We start from the raw sequence: 16,125 nt of genomic DNA on the forward strand, positions 1-16,125 counted from the left end.
GCCGATGGACCAATCGCTGATCGACCGCATTGTCGAGGGTGCCCTGCTGGCCTCCAGCCAGCCGCTCACCCTGGCCCAGCTGAAGGACCTGTTCCCGGAAGATGAGCCCGCACCGCCGGGCAGCATCGAACGTGCGCTGGAACGGCTGCGCGAGGCCTGCGAAGGACGCGGCGTGGAACTGGTCGAGGTCGCTTCGGGCTTCCGCTACCAGGTCACCAGCGAAGTGCATGGCTGGATCAGCCGGCTGTGGACCGAACGCAAGACCCGCTACACCCGTGCCACCCTGGAAACCCTGGCGCTGATCGCCTACCGGCAGCCGATCACCCGCGGCGAGATCGAACAGGTGCGCGGCGTGGCGGTCAGCAGCAACATCATCCAGGCACTGGAAGAACGCGAATGGATCCGCGTGGTCGGCCACCGCGACGTGCCCGGCAAGCCGGCACTGTTCGGCACCACCAAGGGCTTCCTGGACTACTTCGGGCTGAAGCGGCTGGACGAACTGCCGCCGCTGTCGGAACTGAAGGACCTGGGCGAGCTGGAACCGCAGCTGGCGCTGGACCGCGATGCTCCGGCCGTTGCCGGCGCCGACGGCCCGGACGTCTCGGCCGACGGCGCTGCCGCCAACGACGACGCCGGCCTGGCCGGCAGTGACACCCCCGATTCCGCCGATGCAGCGCCTGCGTCGGCCACCGATGAGCAAGCACCTTCGCCCTTCGATGATGGGCACCCCGATTCCGCGCCGGGCGAGCGCGCGGTGCCCCTGAACGAACGCGAAGACAACGCCGTCGCGATGACGACCGTGGCTGTTGACCAAGCCGATTCCGAACCAGAGGCCGACCTCGAAACCGTCGGCCGGAGCAAAACTGATGAGTGACACCCCCCGTAACAAGCTCTCGCTGAAGCGCGAAGCCACCTCCGAACAGTTCAAGCTGGAAGAGCGCCTGCACAAGGTGCTGGCCCAGGCCGGCCTCGGCTCGCGCCGTGCGCTGGAACAGCGCATTGCCGAGGGCCTGGTCAAGGTCAACGGTGAAGTCGCGCAGACCGGCATGTCGGTCAAGAGCGGCGACAGGATCGAACTGGACGGTCGCGGCTTCGTCGCCACCGCCCTGTCCGAACCGTCGCGCGTGCTGGTCTACAACAAGCCTGAAGGCGAAGTGACCACCCGCGAAGATCCCGAAGGCCGCCCGACCGTGTTCGAATCGCTGCCGCCGCTGAAGGGCGCGCGCTGGATCGCCATCGGCCGCCTGGACATCAACACCACCGGCCTGCTGCTGGCCACCACCGACGGTGAACTGGCCAACGCCATGATGCACCCGTCGTTCGAGGTCGAGCGCGAGTACGTGGTGCGCGTGCGTGCGCCGGAAGGCGAGGAAAAGGTCTCCGACGCCATCGTCGACCGCCTCAGCCGTGGCGTCGCGCTGGAGGACGGTCCGGCCAAGTTCGATGAGATCGAACGCATCGGCGGCACCGATTCGCACGACTGGTTCCGCGTCGTGGTGAAGGAAGGCCGCAACCGCGAAGTGCGCCGCCTGTGGGAATCGCAGGGTTGCCAGGTCAGCCGCCTGAAGCGCACCCGCTACGGCAAGGTTAGCCTGCCGCGCGAACTGGCCCGTGGCCATTCGGTGGAACTGGGTACCGCCCAGGTGGAAGCGCTGCGTGCGCAGCTGAAGCTGGAAGAAGGCGCACCGTCGGCGCTGACGCTGCAGCCGGTGATCGGCCAGCGCCGCGCCGCCAAGACCACCGTGCGCGTGCGCGAAGGTGGCCGCGGCAATGCCTACGTCAATGGCCACAACACCGCTGACGAAGGTCGCGAGCTGCGCCGTTTCGACAACGTCCGCGAAGACCGCGGCCGTGGTCGCGGCGGCAAGGGTGGCGGCTTCAAGGGCGGCCTGACGGTCAGCGGTGAAGCGGCAGCCAAGCAGTCGCAGAAGCCGTTCAAGCAGCGCGCCCCGAAGAATGATCGCTCGCTGCCGGAAGGCAATCCGGCGGCATTCCGCACCTGGTACGTGCCGGATGGCGTAAGCACCGGCCCGAGCGGCCATCGCAACGCCGGTCCGGGCGCGCGCGGCCCCGGTGCCCGTGGTCCGGGTGCAGGCGGCCAGGGCCGTCCGTATGGCAAGCCGAAGGGTCCGGGTGCAGGCGCCGGTGGCGGCCAGGGCCGTGGCGGTTTCGGCGGTGAAGGCCGTGGCGGCGCAGGCGGCCAGGGTCGTCCGGCCGGTGCCGGCAACCGCTCGCAGGGCCAGGGCAACAGGCACCCGTACGGCCACCCGGGCAATGCCCCGAGCTTCCCGTCCGACCACGCCACGCCGGGCTTCAACCCCTACGGCAGCCCGAAGCCGGCGCACGGTGCGCGTCCGGGCGGTCGTGGTCCGGGCGGCGGCAACCGTGGCCCGGGCGGCAATCGCGGCCCTGGCGGCCCGGGTGGGAACCGTGGTCCGGGCGGCCCCGGTGGCAACCGCGGTCCGGGCGGCCCGCGCCGCAGCGGCCCGCGCGGCGGCTGATCACCGGCCCGACTGAAATGAAAAACCCCGGCTCCGGCCGGGGTTTTTCTTTGAAAAGGGGACGGAGGGGATTAAGTCGTTTTTGCCACGGCCTGTATCAAAGGGGCGAAAGCGACTTAATCCCCTCCGTCCCCTTTTGCGTGGCGCTGGAACGCGGCGGGCGTGGTGCCGGTCATGCCGCGGAAGAAGGCGATGAACGGGCTCTCGGCGGAGAAGCCGGTGTCCTGGGCCACATGCGCGACGCGATGACCGAGCAACAGCAGCTCCATGGCCCGCATCAGGCGCCATTGCTGGCGCCAGGCCTGATAGCCCATGCCTGTATCGTGTTGCATCAACCGGCCAACCGTACGCGCGCTCAGGCCGGTACGCGTGGCCAGTTCGTGCAGTTCGGGCGGCAGCTGTTCGGCCAACGGCAGGCAACGTGCAATGCGCGGATCACGCGGCAAAGGCAGGTCCATCGGAGCCACCGGTGCAGCAGCGATTTCCAGCACGCACAACGCCAGTTGGTGGTGCGCGCGCGGCGACTGCCAGTCATGGTCGAACGGCGCCTGCGCAATCGGCTCCAGCAAGGCCTGCAGCAGCGGCCCCACGCCGATGATCGCTGGTTGCCGGGGCAGCTGGGCTGACAGGGTGGCGTCGAAGTACAACGAACGGTAGTCGACCGCCTGGCGCATCTGCGCGCGATGGCGTAGCCCACCGGGAATCCACGCGGCGCGCGCGGGCGGCAGCAGGCTGATGCGATCACCGTAGGTGAGGCGCGTGCAGCCCTGCCGGGTGTAGAGCAGTTGCGCGCGTGCATGCTGGTGCCAACCCGAGTCGTGATCCGCCAGTGATGCTGCGATCCCCAGCACCGGAGCGCTCCAGGCATCGGCGTCGAAGTGCGTGTGCGGCTGCAACCAGGCCATGTCTGATTTCATACATTCGATGACAGGATAGACAGGGTGCGTCATTGCAGTCGCGACCACAATGCGCGGCCCTTGTTCCTGGAGCGCCCGCATGTCGCGCCGCATGTTGTTGCTCACCATTGCACTGCTGATGTTTCCGCAGTTGGCACAGACCCTGTACAGCCCGGCCCTGGCCGATCTGGCCAAACGCTTCGCCCTGCCGCCGGGTACCGCCAGCCAGGCCATGAGCCTGTATCTGTTCGGCTTCGCTGCAGGCGTGCTGCTGTGGGGGCGCCTGGCCGATCGTATCGGTCGTCGCCCGGCCCTTCTATGTGGCTTGGGCGTCTTTGCAGTGGCTGCACTGGGCGGCCTGCTCGCTGGTAGCTTCGGCCAGGTGTTGCTGGCCCAAGCGCTGGCCGCGGTTGGCGCCGCCGCTGCTTCGGTGGTCACCCAGACCGTGCTGCGCGACCACCTGCAGGGACCCGCGTTGGCGCAGGCATTCTCCTGGATCGGCATGGCCCTGGCCCTGAGCCCGGCCATCGGCCTTGCACTGGGCACGCTGCTGGTCGCCGTCCATGGCTATGTCGGCGTACAGTCCGGCCTGCTGCTGACCGCTGCCGTGCTGGCAGTCGCATGCCTGGCTGGCCTGCGCGAAAGCCGCCCTGCACATATCCCGCACACGCCCATGCTGCCGCTGCTGCGGCAACTGCTGTGCGATCGCTGGATCTGGTCACACGCATTGCTGGTGATGGCTTTCAACGTAGCGATGTACAGCTGGTACGCGCTCGGTCCTTTCGCATTTGCGCGCCTGCACTGGCCCGCCGCCTGGTTCGGCGCCAGCGGCGCGTTGCTGGCACTGGGCTCGGCACTGGGTGCATGGGGCAATGGCCGCCTGTTGCGTGCCGGCGTTGCCGCGGCCACGCGCATCCGCACCGCCGCAGGCCTGGTTCTGACGGGAGGCCTGCTGGCTGCGCTGCTGCATGATCACCCTGCCCTGGTCGCGGCGATGGTGCCGGTGGTGACGGGCTTCGGCCTTGCCATTCCCAATGTGCTGGGCCAGGCCCTGCGCGGCTACCCACATTGTCTTGGCAGCGCAGGCGCACTGTTCGGCCTGCTCTACTACCTGTTGATCGGTGCGGCAATGGCGTTGGTCGGTGCAGTGCAGCTGCTGGCACCGACGCTCATCGTGTGCGGCCTGCTGGCCTTCTGGCTGCAGCGGCGGCGTCCCGCTGCGACCTAGGAATTGCTGCAAAAACAGCGCACTGTGCGCGGCTTCCGGGAACGGCTTTGATTCGCTGGCTATCGTGCGCGCTGTCCCACACAAGACCGATGCCCATGATCACCATCACCGCCGAACAGGCCCGCGCCAACGCTGACGCCGCCAAGCGCCCGATCGAACTGTTCTACCGCGACCTCGACAACGCCATCCAGGCCGGCTCGGAAAATGGCCGTCGCTACATCGTGTTCGGCTTCAGCCAGGTAATGGCCAGCGAGCAGCTCGTCGAAGACGCGGTCGCACAATTGCTGAAAAATGGTTTCGATGTCGAACGGCTGTTGAGCGATTCCGAACAGCACTACATCCGCATCAGCTGGGGAACTGCCCAGCCGACGCGCCTCAGCGCCGGCTGATGGTGAAGGCGGCGCCGTCCACGCCCAGGTCCCAGCCCTTGCCGGTACCGGACAGGGCCAGCGAGATGTCGCCCTTGGTCATCACCTGCGCGTTGCTGGATTTCGCCGCACCCGCATGCGCACCCACCGACGCGTAGGTACCCAGCAGTTCGTTGACGCTGACCGCACCGGTGAAGCTGCCACGCCCATTGGTGATCTTCGACTTGCCCACGGTCAGGCCCCCGCCCTTCACTTCGATACGCACCGGCATGCTGGCGCCATTGCTGCAGGTGACCGTGCCGGTGCCGGAAGCGGTCTTGTAGATCAGCGACCAACCGGACAGGTTGTAGCGCAGCTGGCAATCGAGATTGCCGGCGGCGTGTGCAGCTGGGGCCAGCGTTGCAGCAGACAGGGCCAGCAGCAGGGCGAGAGGCTTGTTCATGGCGGCACTTCCAGTTCGGTCGGACTGCCGGCGAATCTAGCAGCGCGCGCGTGCAGATTGGATGCAGGCGCGCGCGCTGGTGCGGCGGTGTTCAGGCCGTGACTCAGGCCTGTTCGTCCAGGTGAAAGGCATCGGCATCGAGCATCGCCGGGAAGCGCGCACGATGTGCGGCCAGTGCTTCGGCCGAAATGGTGGTGGTCACCACCTGTTCGCGTTCGCGGATCTCCACCTGCGGCTGGCCGAGGAAGTCGATCACCGCGCTGTCGCCGGCGTAGTGCAGCTGGTTGCCGTCCACGCCGACGCGGTTTACCGCCGCCACGAAGCACAGGTTCTCGATCGCGCGCGCACGCAGCAGGGTCTTCCACGCATAGGCGCGCGCCGACGGCCAGTTGGCCACGAAGATCTGCAGGTCGAAATCCAGCTGCTGCGGGCGTTCGACGTTGTAGCGGTTGCGGCAGAACACCGGGAAGCGCAGGTCGTAGCAGACCTGCGGATTGACCCGCCAGCCCTTCCATTCCACGCTCAGGCGCTCACGGCCAGCGGCATAGCGCTCGTGCTCGCCGCCGTAACGGAACAGGTGGCGCTTGTCGTAGTACTGCAGGTTGCCATCGGGGGTGGCGAACAGCAGGCGGTTGTACACGCCCTCGCCGTCGCGCAGCTGCACGCTGCCGATCACCGCCGCACCCAGGGCCCGGGCCTGTTCGCGCGCCCAGGCCACGGTCGGGCCGTCCATGCCTTCGGCCTGGGCAATGGCGTCATTGGAGAAGCCACTGGTGAAGGTCTCCGGCAGGATCACCAGGTCGGTGGTGCCGGCCAGCGGTGCGAGCAGCGCGCCGTAGTAGGCGCGGTTGCCGGCCGGATCGTGCCAGCGGGTGTCACCCTGGACGAGGGAAATGCGCAGGTCCTGCATGTTCACGCCTCCGCTCAGAGCAGGCGCAGGCGTTCGATCGCCGCGTCCATCGTTGCTTCATTCTTCGCAAAGCACAGGCGCACCAGGCGCTGGCCGGCCGGCGGGGACTCGTAGAACGGCGACAGCGGGATGGCGGTCACGCCCTTCTCGATGGTCAGCCACTTCACGAACTCATGGTCCGGCAGGTCGCTGATGGCCGAGTAGTCGACCAGCTGGAAGTAGCCGCCCGGGACCGGCAGCGCCTTCAGGCGGGTACCGGTCAGCTGCTCGCGGAAACGGTCGCGCTTGGCCTGGTAGAACGCGCCCAGTTCCAGGTGGTGTTCGGGTTCGTCGCGGATCATCGCGGCGAAGCCGTACTGGGCCGGGCCGAAGCTGGTAAACGTGTTGTACTGGTGCACCTTGCGGAACTCGGCGGTCAGCAATGGCGGCGCCACGGCGTAGCCGATCTTCCAGCCAGTGCAGTGGTAGGTCTTGCCGAAGCTGGAAATGACGAAGGTGCGCTCGCGCAGTTCGGGATAGCGCAGCGCCGACTCATGGCGGCGACCGTCGTAGATGATGTGCTCGTACACCTCATCGGAGACCAGGTAGATCTGCGTGCCGCGCAGCAGCTCGGCCAGCGCCTGCATGTCAGCCTCGTCCAGCATCGCACCGGACGGATTGTGCGGGGTGTTGACCATCAGCATGCGGGTGCGCGGGGTGATTGCCGCGCGCACGCGGTCCCAGTCCACAGCGAAGGTCTGCGGGTCCAGCGGCACGTGCACGGCCTTGGCACCGGCAAGCTCGATCGCCGGCTCGTAGCAGTCATAGGCCGGGTCGAGCACGATGACTTCCTCGCCGGCGCGCACCACCGCGTGGATGGCATTGAAGATGGCCTCGGTGGCGCCACTGGTGACGGTGATTTCGGTGTCCGGATCAATGGTGGCGCCGTACAGGTCCAGCGACTTCTGTGCGATGGCCTGGCGCAGCGGCGCCACGCCGGTCATCGGCGGGTACTGGTTGAGGCCGGCAGCCATCGCCTTGGCCGTTTCATCGATCAGGCGCTGCGGCGCGGAAAAGTCCGGGAACCCCTGGCCCAGGTTGACCGCGCCATGTTCGGCAGCGAGCTGGGACATCACGGTGAAGATCGTGGTACCGACCTTGGGCAGCTTGGTGGTGGGTTGCATCGGCCTGGACTGTGGAGAACAAGGGCCCCCGAGTTTACGCAATCCGCGCGTCGGTAGTGCCGGCCGCTGACCGGCAACCTCGGCTGGCAGATGGCGAAATTGCCGGCCAGCGGCCGGCACTACCATGTGAATTCACCGCTACAATTGCCATCGCACTCCGGCATGAAGACCCCTGCCCCTTGAACACCCCTGCATTGCTGGCCGCCAGCGGCCTGAGCTTCTCCCGCAATGACGAGCCGGTGTTCGGCCCGCTGGACTTCCATGTGGACGCCGGCGAGGCACTGCTGGTGCAGGGTGGCAATGGCGCCGGCAAGACCACCCTGCTGCGCGTGCTGGCCGGCCTGGCCCGGCCCGGCGCCGGCCAGGTGCGGATCGACGGCAAGCCCGCCAGCAACGCCGAGCGTGCGCGCTACGTGGCCTATCTCAGCCACCTGCCGGCGCTGAAGCCGGACCTCGGTACGCTGGAGAACCTGCACTTCCTGTGCGGCCTGCATGGCCGGCGTGCCCGGCAGATGCCCGGCAACGCACTGGCGATCGTCGGCCTGGCCGGCTACGAGGACACCCTGGTGCGGCATCTGTCGGCCGGGCAGAAGCGGCGGCTGGCACTGGCGCGCATCTGGCTGTCGCCGGCGCCGCTGTGGCTGCTGGACGAGCCCTATGCCAACCTCGACCTGGAGGGCATCACCCTGGTCAACCGGATGATTTCGGCGCACCTGCGCGCCGGTGGCGCTGCGCTGGTCACCACCCACGGCGCCTATGCCGCACCGCCGGTGCGTACCCGCCAGCTCGACCTCGGCGGTGCCGCATGATCGCGCCGGGTACCGAACCGGGCCTGTGGCAGACCGCAGGCGCCCTGCTCAAGCGCGACCTGCGCCTGCTCTGGCGCCGCCGCGGCGACGCGCTGCAACCGCTGCTGTTCGCGGTGCTGGTGGTGGTGCTGTTCGCGCTGGCCCAGGGTCGTGAGCCACAGCTGCTGGCCGCCACCGCCGGCGCGGTGCTGTGGCTGGCCGTGCTGCTGGCGGGACAGCTGTCGCTGGATTCGCTGTTCCGTTCCGATGCCGAAGACGGCTCGTTGGAACAATGGCTGCTGGCGCCGGTGCCGCTGGCCTGGCTGGTGCTGGTACGCGTGCTGCTGCACTGGGCCACCACCGCCCTGCCGTTGATCGTGGTCAGCCCGCTGCTGGCCGAAATGCTGCATCTGCCGCATGACCAGCTGCCGATGTTGCTGGCATCGTTGCTGCTGGGAACGCCGTTGCTGAGCCTGATCGGTGGCGTGGTCGCTGCACTGACCGTCGGCATCCGGCGCTCTGGTATTCTCGTGGCGTTGCTGTCGTTGCCGCTGTACGTGCCGGTGCTGGTGTTCGGCGCAGGCAGCCTGGCGGCAGCCGGGCGCGGGCAGGATCCGGTCGGTGCGCTGCTGATGCTGGGCGCTGGCCTGCTGGTCGCGCTGGTGCTGGCTCCGCTGGCCACTGCTGCTGCAATACGTATTTCTCTGAGTTGACCGAGCTGAGAGCCAATCCACCCCTGCTGGATAGCCGCCACGCATGAATCCGATTGTCCGCTGGTTCCACCAACTCGGTTCGCCTCCCACGTTCGACCGTTTCGCCGCCCGCTGGTCGCGGGTGTTCTACCTCGCCGCAGTGCCGGTGCTGCTGGTCGGCATGTGGCAGGCGCTGCTGGTGGTTCCGCCGGAAGCCAAGCAGCTGGACAGTTTCCGCATCCTCTACATCCACGTGCCCAGTGCCTGGATGAGCCTGTTCGTGTTCGCACTGATGGCGCTGTACGCGGCCATCGCGCTGATCTGGCGGATCAAGGTCTGCGAGATCCTGGCCATGGCCTGCGCGCCGATGGGCGCCGGCTTCACCCTCATCACCCTGCTGACCGGCAGCATCTGGGGCAAGGGCACCTGGGGCACCTGGTGGGACTGGGACCCGCGCATGACCAGCGAACTGGTGCTGCTGTTCCTGTACCTGGGCGTGATCGGCCTGTACCACGCCATCGAGGACCGCCGCAGCGCCGCACGCGCGGCCGGCCTGCTGGCCATCGTCGGTGTCAGCCTGCTGCCAGTGATCCGCTATTCGGTGGACTGGTGGGGCGGCCTGCACCAGCGCCAGTCCATCAACGTGTTCGGTGAATCGGCGATCAGCAGCGCGATGATCGCGCCGCTGTGGTGGATGGTGATCGGCACCAAGTTCTGGTTTGCCGGTTCGGTGCTGGCCAAGGCGCGCTCTGACAATCTCGACCGCGAGGCCGGCAAGGCTTGGGTCGGTGGACGTGTCGGTGCCGAACGCCCTGTCCCGGAGGCCCAGCCATGACCCACCTTCCCTATGTGATCGGCGCCTACGCCGTGTTCGTACTGGTGCTCGGCGCCGATGCCATCGGTTCGTGGCTGCGACTGCGCGTGGCACGCCGGCTGGCACTGGCCCGCCAGCAACGCCAGCAGACCCGGGCGGGCAGGCAGGACGCAGCGACGCCGCTGTCGACGGAGCTGGAACGATGACGCCGGTACAACGCCGCCGCCTGGCCTGGGTACTGCTGGCACTGCTCGCCTCCGGCGTGGCCACCGCGCTGGTGGCGATGGCACTGGAGCGCAACATCGCCTACCTGTACACCCCTTCGGAAGTGCTGCGCGGCGATGTCGATGCGCAGTCGCGCTTCCGCTTGGGCGGCATGGTGGTGAAGGGCTCCTTCAACCGCCCGGTCGGCTCGCTGGAGGCGCGCTTCGAAGTGACCGACGGCGATGCACAGCTGGCGGTGGCCACCTCGCGGATCCTGCCGGACATGTTCGCCGAAGGCACCGCGGTGGTCGCCAGTGGCCGCCTGCAGGACGGTGTCTTCGTCGCCGACGAAGTGCTGGCCAAGCACGATGAGAAGTACGTGCCGAAGGAAGTGGCCGACAAGATGGGCGATGCCCATCGCAAGCACGACGTGCCGGTGACGGCCCCCGAGGTGCGCTGAGTGCTGCCCGAACTGGGTCAGATCCTGCTGTTGTGTGCGTTGCTGGCCTCGCTGCTGCAGGCCGGCCTGCCGCTGGTCGGTGCGCATCGCAACAACGCGGCATGGATGGCAGTGGCGCGGCCTGCCGCCTTCGCGCAGCTGCTGCTGTTGGCCGGCGCGTTCGCGGCGCTGACCGCCGCGTTCGTGCAGCAGGATTTCTCGGTGCGCTACGTGGCCGAGAACTCCAATTCGCTGCTGCCGATGATCTACCGCTATTCGGCGGTGTGGGGTGCGCATGAGGGCTCGCTGCTGATGTGGGCGCTGGTGCTGGCATTGTGGACCGGCGCGGTGGCTCTGTTCTCGCGGCACCTGCCAGCACCGGTGCAGGCGCGCGTACTGGCGGTGATGGGCATTGTCAGCGTCGGCTTTCTCGCCTTCCTGATCTTCACCTCCAATCCGTTCCTGCGCCTGAACCCGGCACCACTGGAAGGCCGCGACCTCAACCCGCTGCTGCAGGACCCGGGGCTGATCATCCATCCGCCGATGCTGTACATCGGTTACGTGGGTTTCGCGGTGCCGTTCGCGTTCGCGGTGGCCGCGCTTCTGGAAGGCCGCGTCGACGCCCGCTGGCTGCGCTGGACGCGGCCGTGGACCAACGTCGCCTGGGGCTTCCTGACTCTTGGCATAGCGCTGGGCAGCTGGTGGGCCTACTACGAGCTGGGCTGGGGTGGCTGGTGGTTCTGGGACCCGGTGGAGAACGCCAGCTTCATGCCATGGCTGGTCGGTGCGGCACTGATCCATTCGCAGGCCGTCACTGAAAAGCGCGGCACGTTCGGCAGTTGGACCCTGCTGCTGGCGATCGCGGCCTTCGCGCTTTCGCTGCTGGGCACCTTCCTGGTGCGCTCCGGTGTGCTGACCAGCGTGCATTCGTTCGCCGCCGATCCGTCGCGTGGCCTGTTCATCCTGGTGTTCCTGTCGGTGCTGGTCGGCGGCAGCCTGCTGCTGTACGCGCTGCGCGCCAGCCAGCTGAGCGTGGACGCCGACGATCCGCGCCGTGGCTTCACCGCCGCCTCGCGCGAGACCCTGCTGCTGGCCAACAACCTGCTGCTGGCCACCGCCTGCGCGATGGTCCTGCTGGGCACGCTGTACCCGCTGCTGGCCGATGCGCTGTCGCTGGGCAAGATCTCGGTCGGCCCGCCCTACTTCGGCAGTCTGTTCCTGCTGCTGATGGCGCCGATGATCCTGCTGCTGCCGTTCGGCCCGCTGGTGAAGTGGCAGCGCGACCAAACTTCGCGTGCATTCGCGCTGCTGGCGCCATGGCTGGGGCTGGCCGTGCTGCTGGGCGCGCTGGCCTGGTGGCAGGCGCCGCAGAACGGCTGGAAGGCCGGCATCGGCGTCGCCGCTGCGGCCTGGGTCGCACTCGGCACCGCACGCTTCGTCTGGCAGCGCCTGCGCGGCAATGGCCGCTTCACCGCCGAGATGCTCGGCATGATCGTCGCCCACGCCGGCATCGCCGTGTTCCTGGCTGGCGCGCTGCTGGTCGAAGCGCTGAACGTGCAGCGTGAAGTGGCGCTGGCACCGGGCCAGCATCTGGTGGTCGGTCGCTACGAAGTGCGCTTCGAGGGCGTGGACCATCGCGAAGGCCCCAATTTCATCGCCGACCGCGGTCACCTGCGGGTGTTCCGCGACGGCCGCGAACTGGCCCTGCTGCACCCGGAGAAGCGCCAGTACGCCAGCGGCGGCCAGGTGATGACCGAGGCCGGCATCGATGCACGCTTCGACGGCGATGTCTACGTGGCATTGGGCGAGCCGCTGGGCAACAATGCATGGGCGGTACGGGTGCACATCAAGCCGTTCGTGCGCTGGATCTGGCTGGGCGCGCTGTTGATGGCCCTGGGCGGATTCATCGCCGCCGCCGACCGCCGTTTCCGTCGTCCGTAGGAGTTTCCATGTCCGAGTCCCCTGCCCCGCGCCCCTCCCGCCCGCTGCCGCCGGTAGCCATCGTGATCGGCGTGCTGTTCTTCTTCGGCCTGCTCGGGCTGATGATCTACGGGGTGATGAAATCGGGTGACCCGCAGCGCGACGTGCTGCCGTCTGCGCTGATCGACAAGCCGGCACCCGCGTTCGCGCTCCCGGTGCTGCACGATCCGGAGATGATCGTGCACAGCGACGACCTGCGCGGTGCGCCCTACCTGCTGAACGTATGGGGCAGCTGGTGCGCGGCCTGCCGCGAGGAACACCCGGTGCTGACCCGCTTCGCGGAAAGCAAGCGCGTGCGCGTGATCGGCTACAACTGGAAGGATGATCCGAAGGACGCGCTGCACTGGCTGGAGCAGCTGGGCAACCCGTTCATGGTGGTGCTCAGCGATGTTGAGGGCCGCACCGCGATCGACTGGGGCGTGACCGCTGCGCCAGAAACCTTCCTGGTTGATGGCAGTGGCATCGTACGCTGGAAGTACAGCGGAGCGATGACCCAGCGCGTGGTCGACGAGAAGCTGATCCCGGCACTGGAGAAGATCGAGAAGGCCCAGGGCAGTGCCGGCAACACCCTGCATACGGCGCCCTGAGCCGATGCGCTGGCTGCTGGCGCTGCTGCTCCTGATGCTGCCGCTGGCCGCGCTGGCCCAGCAGCCGCTGCACGATCCGCAGCCGCTGCAGTTCCGCGATGGTGCCGAGGAACGCCGCTTCCATGACCTGGCCGCGCAGCTGCGCTGCGTGCAGTGCCAGAACCAGTCGCTGGCCGACTCCAACGCGCAGATCGCCCAGGACCTGCGCCGGGAGGTGCTGCAGTTGATGCAGCAGGGCCACGACGACGCACAGATCAAGCAGTTCCTAGTCGCCCGCTACGGTGAGTTCGTGCTCTATCAACCACCGTTGCAGCCGGGCACCTGGCTGCTGTGGGGTGGCCCCCTGCTGGTGCTCGGCGCCGGTGCACTGGTGGTGCTGGGCATCGTCCGCCGACGTGGACGCACCGTCGGCGCGGCGCCGGCCGGCAAGGCCGATGAAGGAGACGAATGGTGAACCATTGGCTGCCGGTGCTGGCCGGCCTGGTTGCTGCGCTGATGGCAGCACTGGTGCTGTGGCCGTTGCGCCACCACGGTCGTCGCGGTTTCGTGGTCGGCGTGTTCGCACTGGGCGTGGCCGGTGCCTGCCTGTACCTGCTGGTCGGTGATCCGCGTGCAGCACAGCTGCAGCCGACGCCGTCGGTAGCCACCCTGCGCGATGGCGTGCAGGCCCTGCAGGATGCACTGAAGCGCGACCCTCAGCGTGCCGATGGCTGGGCATTGCTCGGGCGTTCGCAGGCAGAACTGGGCAATGCCTCAGCTGCGGCAGACGCCTTCGCGAAGGCCGCCGAATTGGCACCGGATGATCCTGGCGTGCTGGTGGAAGCCGCGCAGGCGCGCGCGCAGGCTGATGCCGGCAAGCAGTTCGATGACACCGCGATGGCCTGGTTGCAGCAGGCACGTACACAGGCCCCTGACGCCGAGCGCGCCAGCTGGCTGCTGGGCATCGCCCTGCGCCAACGCGGAAAGAATGCCGAGGCCGCGGATGTGTGGAGCGGCCTGCTGCCGCGACTGGAACCGGGTGCCGCGCAGGCGCTGCAGGCGCAGATCGCGATTGCCCGCGAGGCCGCAGGCCAGGCACCGGACGCGACGGCAGTCGCTGCACCGGCGCTGTTGCAGGTGCGTGTGCAGCTGCCTGCGTTGAAGCGCACCGAGTGGCCGGCCAGCACCCAGGTATTCGTGCTGGCCCGCGCCGTGGGTGGACCGCCGATGCCGGTGGCCGCACGCAAGCTGCCGCTGAGCGGATTCCCGGACACGGTCGGGCTGGGCGACGGTGACAGTCCGATGCCAACCGCACCGCTGTCGGCCCATCGCGAAGTGGAAGTGCTGGCACGCATCTCACGCACCGGCAGCGCCAACCGCAGCGAGGACGACCTGCAGAGCGTTCCGGTGAAGGTAAGCCTGCCGCATGAAGGCGTGGTGGAACTGCGGTTTCCCTGACTTGTAGAGCCGAGCCCACGCTCGGCTGCGATTGGCTTGCCGGCGCCCGCCAGCCGAGCATCGGCTCGGCTCTACAGCAGATCCACGCCATGCGTGGATACGACGGTCCGGTCCGCGTCCACTCGCTGCTGGAATCCAGCGTGTCGCCAGCTGCACATGCGGCCCCGCTAGAATGGCTGCATGACCGAATTCATCCCGCCCGGCACCCGCTTCCACGCCCTGCCTTCGCCCTTCCCGTTCAAGCGCGGTGGCGCCCTGTACGGCGCGCGCGTGGCCTACGAGACCTGGGGAACGCTGGCGACTGACGCCAGCAATGCGATCCTGATCGTGACCGGCCTGTCCCCAGACGCGCATGCAGCGGCCAACGAGGCCAACCCGGCACCGGGCTGGTGGGAAGCGATGGTTGGCCCCGACAAACCCATCGATACCAACCGCTGGTTCGTGGTGTGCGTGAATTCGCTGGGCAGCTGCAAGGGCTCGACCGGTCCTGCCTCGCTCAACCCGGCCACCGGCCAGCCGTATCGTCTCGACTTCCCCGAGCTGTCGATCGAAGACGGCGCGCGCGCCGCGATCGAAGTCGTGCGTGCGCTGGGCATCGAGCAGCTGGCCTGCGTGGTCGGCAACTCGATGGGCGGCATGACCGCGTTGGCCGTGCTGATGCTGCACCCGGGCATTGCGCGCAGCCACGTCAACATTTCCGGCAGCGCGCAGGCGCTGCCGTTCTCCATCGCGATCCGCTCGCTGCAGCGCGAGGCAATCCGCCTTGACCCGCGCTGGAATGGCGGCCACTACGACGACGACGCGTATCCCGAGTCCGGCATGCGCATGGCGCGCAAGCTGGGCGTGATCACCTACCGCTCGGCGCTGGAGTGGGATGGCCGCTTCGGCCGCGTGCGGCTGGATTCGGACCAGACCGACGACGATCCGTTCGGCCTGGAATTCCAGGTGGAAAGCTATCTGGAAGGGCACGCACGGCGCTTCGTGCGTTTCTTCGATCCGAACTGCTACCTGTACCTGAGCCGCTCGATGGACTGGTTCGACCTGGCCGAGTATGCCGACGGCGACGTGCTGGCCGGGCTCGCGAAGATCCGTGTGGAGAAGGCGCTGGCGATCGGCGCGAACACCGATATCCTGTTCCCCGTGCAGCAGCAGCAACAGGTTGCCGATGGCCTGCGCGCCGGCGGCGCCGATGCGCACTTCATCGGCCTGGAATCGCCGCAGGGCCATGACGCTTTCCTCGTCGATTTCGAACGTTTCGGCCCGGCCGTGCGCGGCTTCCTCGACGCATTGTAAGTGGCGTGGCGGCGTAACCTCGCACTGGCCGCGTTCGGCGCGTTGATCGCGCTGATGATCAGCGGCGTGCTGCCGCTGTGGCTGGGCGGCTGGTACCTGCTGGCCAGTGCGGTGTCGTTCGCGTTCTACGGCCAGGACAAGCGCGCGGCGCAGCGAAAGCAGTGGCGCATTCCCGAACGCACCCTGCAGCTGCTGGCCTTTGCCGGTGGCTGGCCGGGCGCGCTGCTGGGCCAGGCGCTGTTCCGCCACAAGCACCGCAAGGCCGCATTCCAGTGGGTGTTCTGGTTGTGCGTGCTGGCCAACGTGGCCTCGATCGCGGTGATGCTGCGCGAGTTCTCGCGGTAACCAACCTGTAGAGCCGAGCCCATGCTCGGCTCCGTACA

General features: G+C 68.0%; 19 protein-coding genes. 15 read left to right on the forward strand and 4 right to left on the reverse strand.

Features of this window, described 5'->3' with window-relative positions:
* The first annotated feature begins 4 nt into the window (after positions 1-4).
* Positions 5-874 (forward strand): SMC-Scp complex subunit ScpB, encoded by an 870-nt coding sequence (gene scpB / locus AC5P7R_RS19110; RefSeq protein ID WP_227852238.1) that lies wholly within the window; start codon positions 5-7, stop codon positions 872-874.
* On the forward strand, positions 867-2,501 hold the full coding sequence (locus AC5P7R_RS19115; RefSeq protein ID WP_021203003.1) for a pseudouridine synthase: 1,635 nt from the start codon (positions 867-869) through the stop codon (positions 2,499-2,501). The genes scpB and AC5P7R_RS19115 overlap by 8 nt, the downstream gene beginning before the upstream one ends.
* 116 nt (positions 2,502-2,617) lie before the next feature.
* On the opposite strand, the gene AC5P7R_RS19120 is transcribed toward AC5P7R_RS19115, so the two are convergent.
* Positions 2,618-3,406, reverse strand: coding sequence for an AraC family transcriptional regulator (locus AC5P7R_RS19120; RefSeq protein ID WP_021203002.1), 789 nt, complete (start codon positions 3,404-3,406; stop codon positions 2,618-2,620).
* 91 nt (positions 3,407-3,497) lie between these two features.
* Between AC5P7R_RS19120 and AC5P7R_RS19125 the strand changes: the two genes are divergently transcribed.
* Both AC5P7R_RS19125 and AC5P7R_RS19130 read left to right on the forward strand, forming a co-directional pair.
* Positions 3,498-4,625, forward strand: coding sequence for an MFS transporter (locus AC5P7R_RS19125; RefSeq protein ID WP_227853547.1), 1,128 nt, complete (start codon positions 3,498-3,500; stop codon positions 4,623-4,625).
* Positions 4,626-4,720: 95 nt separating this feature from the next.
* Positions 4,721-5,014 (forward strand): hypothetical protein, encoded by a 294-nt coding sequence (locus AC5P7R_RS19130; protein WP_019660470.1) that lies wholly within the window; start codon positions 4,721-4,723, stop codon positions 5,012-5,014.
* Here AC5P7R_RS19130 and AC5P7R_RS19135 read toward each other — a convergent pair.
* From AC5P7R_RS19135 to AC5P7R_RS19145, 3 genes are all read right to left on the reverse strand, one after another.
* Positions 5,001-5,435: a hypothetical protein gene (locus AC5P7R_RS19135; RefSeq protein WP_495214139.1), complete on the reverse strand. Its 435-nt coding sequence runs from the start codon at positions 5,433-5,435 to the stop codon at positions 5,001-5,003. The genes AC5P7R_RS19130 and AC5P7R_RS19135 overlap by 14 nt on opposite strands.
* Before the next feature lie 103 nt (positions 5,436-5,538).
* Positions 5,539-6,345, reverse strand: a complete 807-nt coding sequence (locus AC5P7R_RS19140) for an amidohydrolase (protein WP_021203000.1) — start codon at positions 6,343-6,345, stop codon at positions 5,539-5,541.
* Positions 6,346-6,359: 14 nt separating this feature from the next.
* Positions 6,360-7,508, reverse strand: coding sequence for a pyridoxal phosphate-dependent aminotransferase (locus AC5P7R_RS19145; RefSeq protein WP_021202999.1), 1,149 nt, complete (start codon positions 7,506-7,508; stop codon positions 6,360-6,362).
* 56 nt (positions 7,509-7,564) lie between these two features.
* Here AC5P7R_RS19145 and ccmA point away from each other — a divergent pair, with 56 nt between their 5' ends.
* The 11 genes from ccmA to AC5P7R_RS19200 all read left to right on the forward strand — a co-directional run bounded on the left by ccmA (position 7,565) and on the right by AC5P7R_RS19200 (position 16,087).
* On the forward strand, positions 7,565-8,317 hold the full coding sequence (ccmA, locus tag AC5P7R_RS19150; protein ID WP_478405376.1) for a heme ABC exporter ATP-binding protein CcmA: 753 nt from the start codon (positions 7,565-7,567) through the stop codon (positions 8,315-8,317).
* Positions 8,314-9,009 (forward strand): heme exporter protein CcmB, encoded by a 696-nt coding sequence (gene ccmB, locus AC5P7R_RS19155; protein ID WP_006456616.1) that lies wholly within the window; start codon positions 8,314-8,316, stop codon positions 9,007-9,009. The genes ccmA and ccmB overlap by 4 nt, the downstream gene beginning before the upstream one ends.
* A 43-nt stretch (positions 9,010-9,052) precedes the next feature.
* The gene (gene ccmC, locus AC5P7R_RS19160; RefSeq protein ID WP_019660475.1) at positions 9,053-9,823 is read left to right on the forward strand and encodes a heme ABC transporter permease CcmC; all 771 of its coding nucleotides are present in this window, start codon (positions 9,053-9,055) and stop codon (positions 9,821-9,823) included.
* Entirely contained in the window at positions 9,820-10,008 is a 189-nt protein-coding gene (ccmD, locus tag AC5P7R_RS19165) for a heme exporter protein CcmD (RefSeq protein ID WP_019660476.1), read from the forward strand. Before ccmC ends, ccmD begins: the two co-directional genes overlap by 4 nt.
* Complete coding sequence (gene ccmE, locus AC5P7R_RS19170) at positions 10,005-10,466, forward strand: cytochrome c maturation protein CcmE (RefSeq protein WP_180832189.1); 462 nt, start codon at positions 10,005-10,007, stop codon at positions 10,464-10,466. Before ccmD ends, ccmE begins: the two co-directional genes overlap by 4 nt.
* A complete protein-coding gene (locus AC5P7R_RS19175; protein WP_180832188.1) occupies positions 10,467-12,386 on the forward strand; it encodes a heme lyase CcmF/NrfE family subunit in 1,920 nt (639 codons plus the stop codon).
* 8 nt (positions 12,387-12,394) lie between these two features.
* Positions 12,395-13,012 (forward strand): DsbE family thiol:disulfide interchange protein, encoded by a 618-nt coding sequence (locus tag AC5P7R_RS19180; RefSeq protein ID WP_180832187.1) that lies wholly within the window; start codon positions 12,395-12,397, stop codon positions 13,010-13,012.
* Between the two features lie 4 nt (positions 13,013-13,016).
* Positions 13,017-13,466 carry a cytochrome c-type biogenesis protein gene (locus AC5P7R_RS19185; protein ID WP_180832186.1) on the forward strand — a complete coding sequence of 150 codons (450 nt, stop codon included), beginning with the start codon at positions 13,017-13,019 and terminating at the stop codon, positions 13,464-13,466.
* The gene (locus tag AC5P7R_RS19190) at positions 13,460-14,449 is read left to right on the forward strand and encodes a tetratricopeptide repeat protein (RefSeq protein WP_227853546.1); all 990 of its coding nucleotides are present in this window, start codon (positions 13,460-13,462) and stop codon (positions 14,447-14,449) included. Before AC5P7R_RS19185 ends, AC5P7R_RS19190 begins: the two co-directional genes overlap by 7 nt.
* Positions 14,450-14,629: 180 nt before the next feature.
* A complete protein-coding gene (gene metX, locus AC5P7R_RS19195; RefSeq protein WP_227853545.1) occupies positions 14,630-15,742 on the forward strand; it encodes a homoserine O-acetyltransferase MetX in 1,113 nt (370 codons plus the stop codon).
* Complete coding sequence (locus AC5P7R_RS19200; RefSeq protein ID WP_227853544.1) at positions 15,743-16,087, forward strand: DUF1294 domain-containing protein; 345 nt, start codon at positions 15,743-15,745, stop codon at positions 16,085-16,087.
* The last annotated feature ends 38 nt before the right edge of the window (positions 16,088-16,125 follow it).

It is taken from the genome of Stenotrophomonas sp. YJH_SMC_27, assembly GCF_059369815.1.

Coding starts and splice junctions, on each gene's coding strand:
- scpB (WP_227852238.1), top strand. CDS start 5: ATGGACCAATCGCTGATCGACCGCATTGTCGAGGGTGCCCTGCTGGCC.
- AC5P7R_RS19115 (WP_021203003.1), top strand. CDS start 867: ATGAGTGACACCCCCCGTAACAAGCTCTCGCTGAAGCGCGAAGCCACC.
- AC5P7R_RS19120 (WP_021203002.1), bottom strand. CDS start 3,406: ATGGCCTGGTTGCAGCCGCACACGCACTTCGACGCCGATGCCTGGAGC.
- AC5P7R_RS19125 (WP_227853547.1), top strand. CDS start 3,498: ATGTCGCGCCGCATGTTGTTGCTCACCATTGCACTGCTGATGTTTCCG.
- AC5P7R_RS19130 (WP_019660470.1), top strand. CDS start 4,721: ATGATCACCATCACCGCCGAACAGGCCCGCGCCAACGCTGACGCCGCC.
- AC5P7R_RS19135 (WP_495214139.1), bottom strand. CDS start 5,435: ATGAACAAGCCTCTCGCCCTGCTGCTGGCCCTGTCTGCTGCAACGCTG.
- AC5P7R_RS19140 (WP_021203000.1), bottom strand. CDS start 6,345: ATGCAGGACCTGCGCATTTCCCTCGTCCAGGGTGACACCCGCTGGCAC.
- AC5P7R_RS19145 (WP_021202999.1), bottom strand. CDS start 7,508: ATGCAACCCACCACCAAGCTGCCCAAGGTCGGTACCACGATCTTCACC.
- ccmB (WP_006456616.1), top strand. CDS start 8,314: ATGATCGCGCCGGGTACCGAACCGGGCCTGTGGCAGACCGCAGGCGCC.
- ccmC (WP_019660475.1), top strand. CDS start 9,053: ATGAATCCGATTGTCCGCTGGTTCCACCAACTCGGTTCGCCTCCCACG.
- ccmD (WP_019660476.1), top strand. CDS start 9,820: ATGACCCACCTTCCCTATGTGATCGGCGCCTACGCCGTGTTCGTACTG.
- ccmE (WP_180832189.1), top strand. CDS start 10,005: ATGACGCCGGTACAACGCCGCCGCCTGGCCTGGGTACTGCTGGCACTG.
- AC5P7R_RS19180 (WP_180832187.1), top strand. CDS start 12,395: ATGTCCGAGTCCCCTGCCCCGCGCCCCTCCCGCCCGCTGCCGCCGGTA.
- AC5P7R_RS19185 (WP_180832186.1), top strand. CDS start 13,017: ATGCGCTGGCTGCTGGCGCTGCTGCTCCTGATGCTGCCGCTGGCCGCG.
- AC5P7R_RS19190 (WP_227853546.1), top strand. CDS start 13,460: ATGGTGAACCATTGGCTGCCGGTGCTGGCCGGCCTGGTTGCTGCGCTG.
- metX (WP_227853545.1), top strand. CDS start 14,630: ATGACCGAATTCATCCCGCCCGGCACCCGCTTCCACGCCCTGCCTTCG.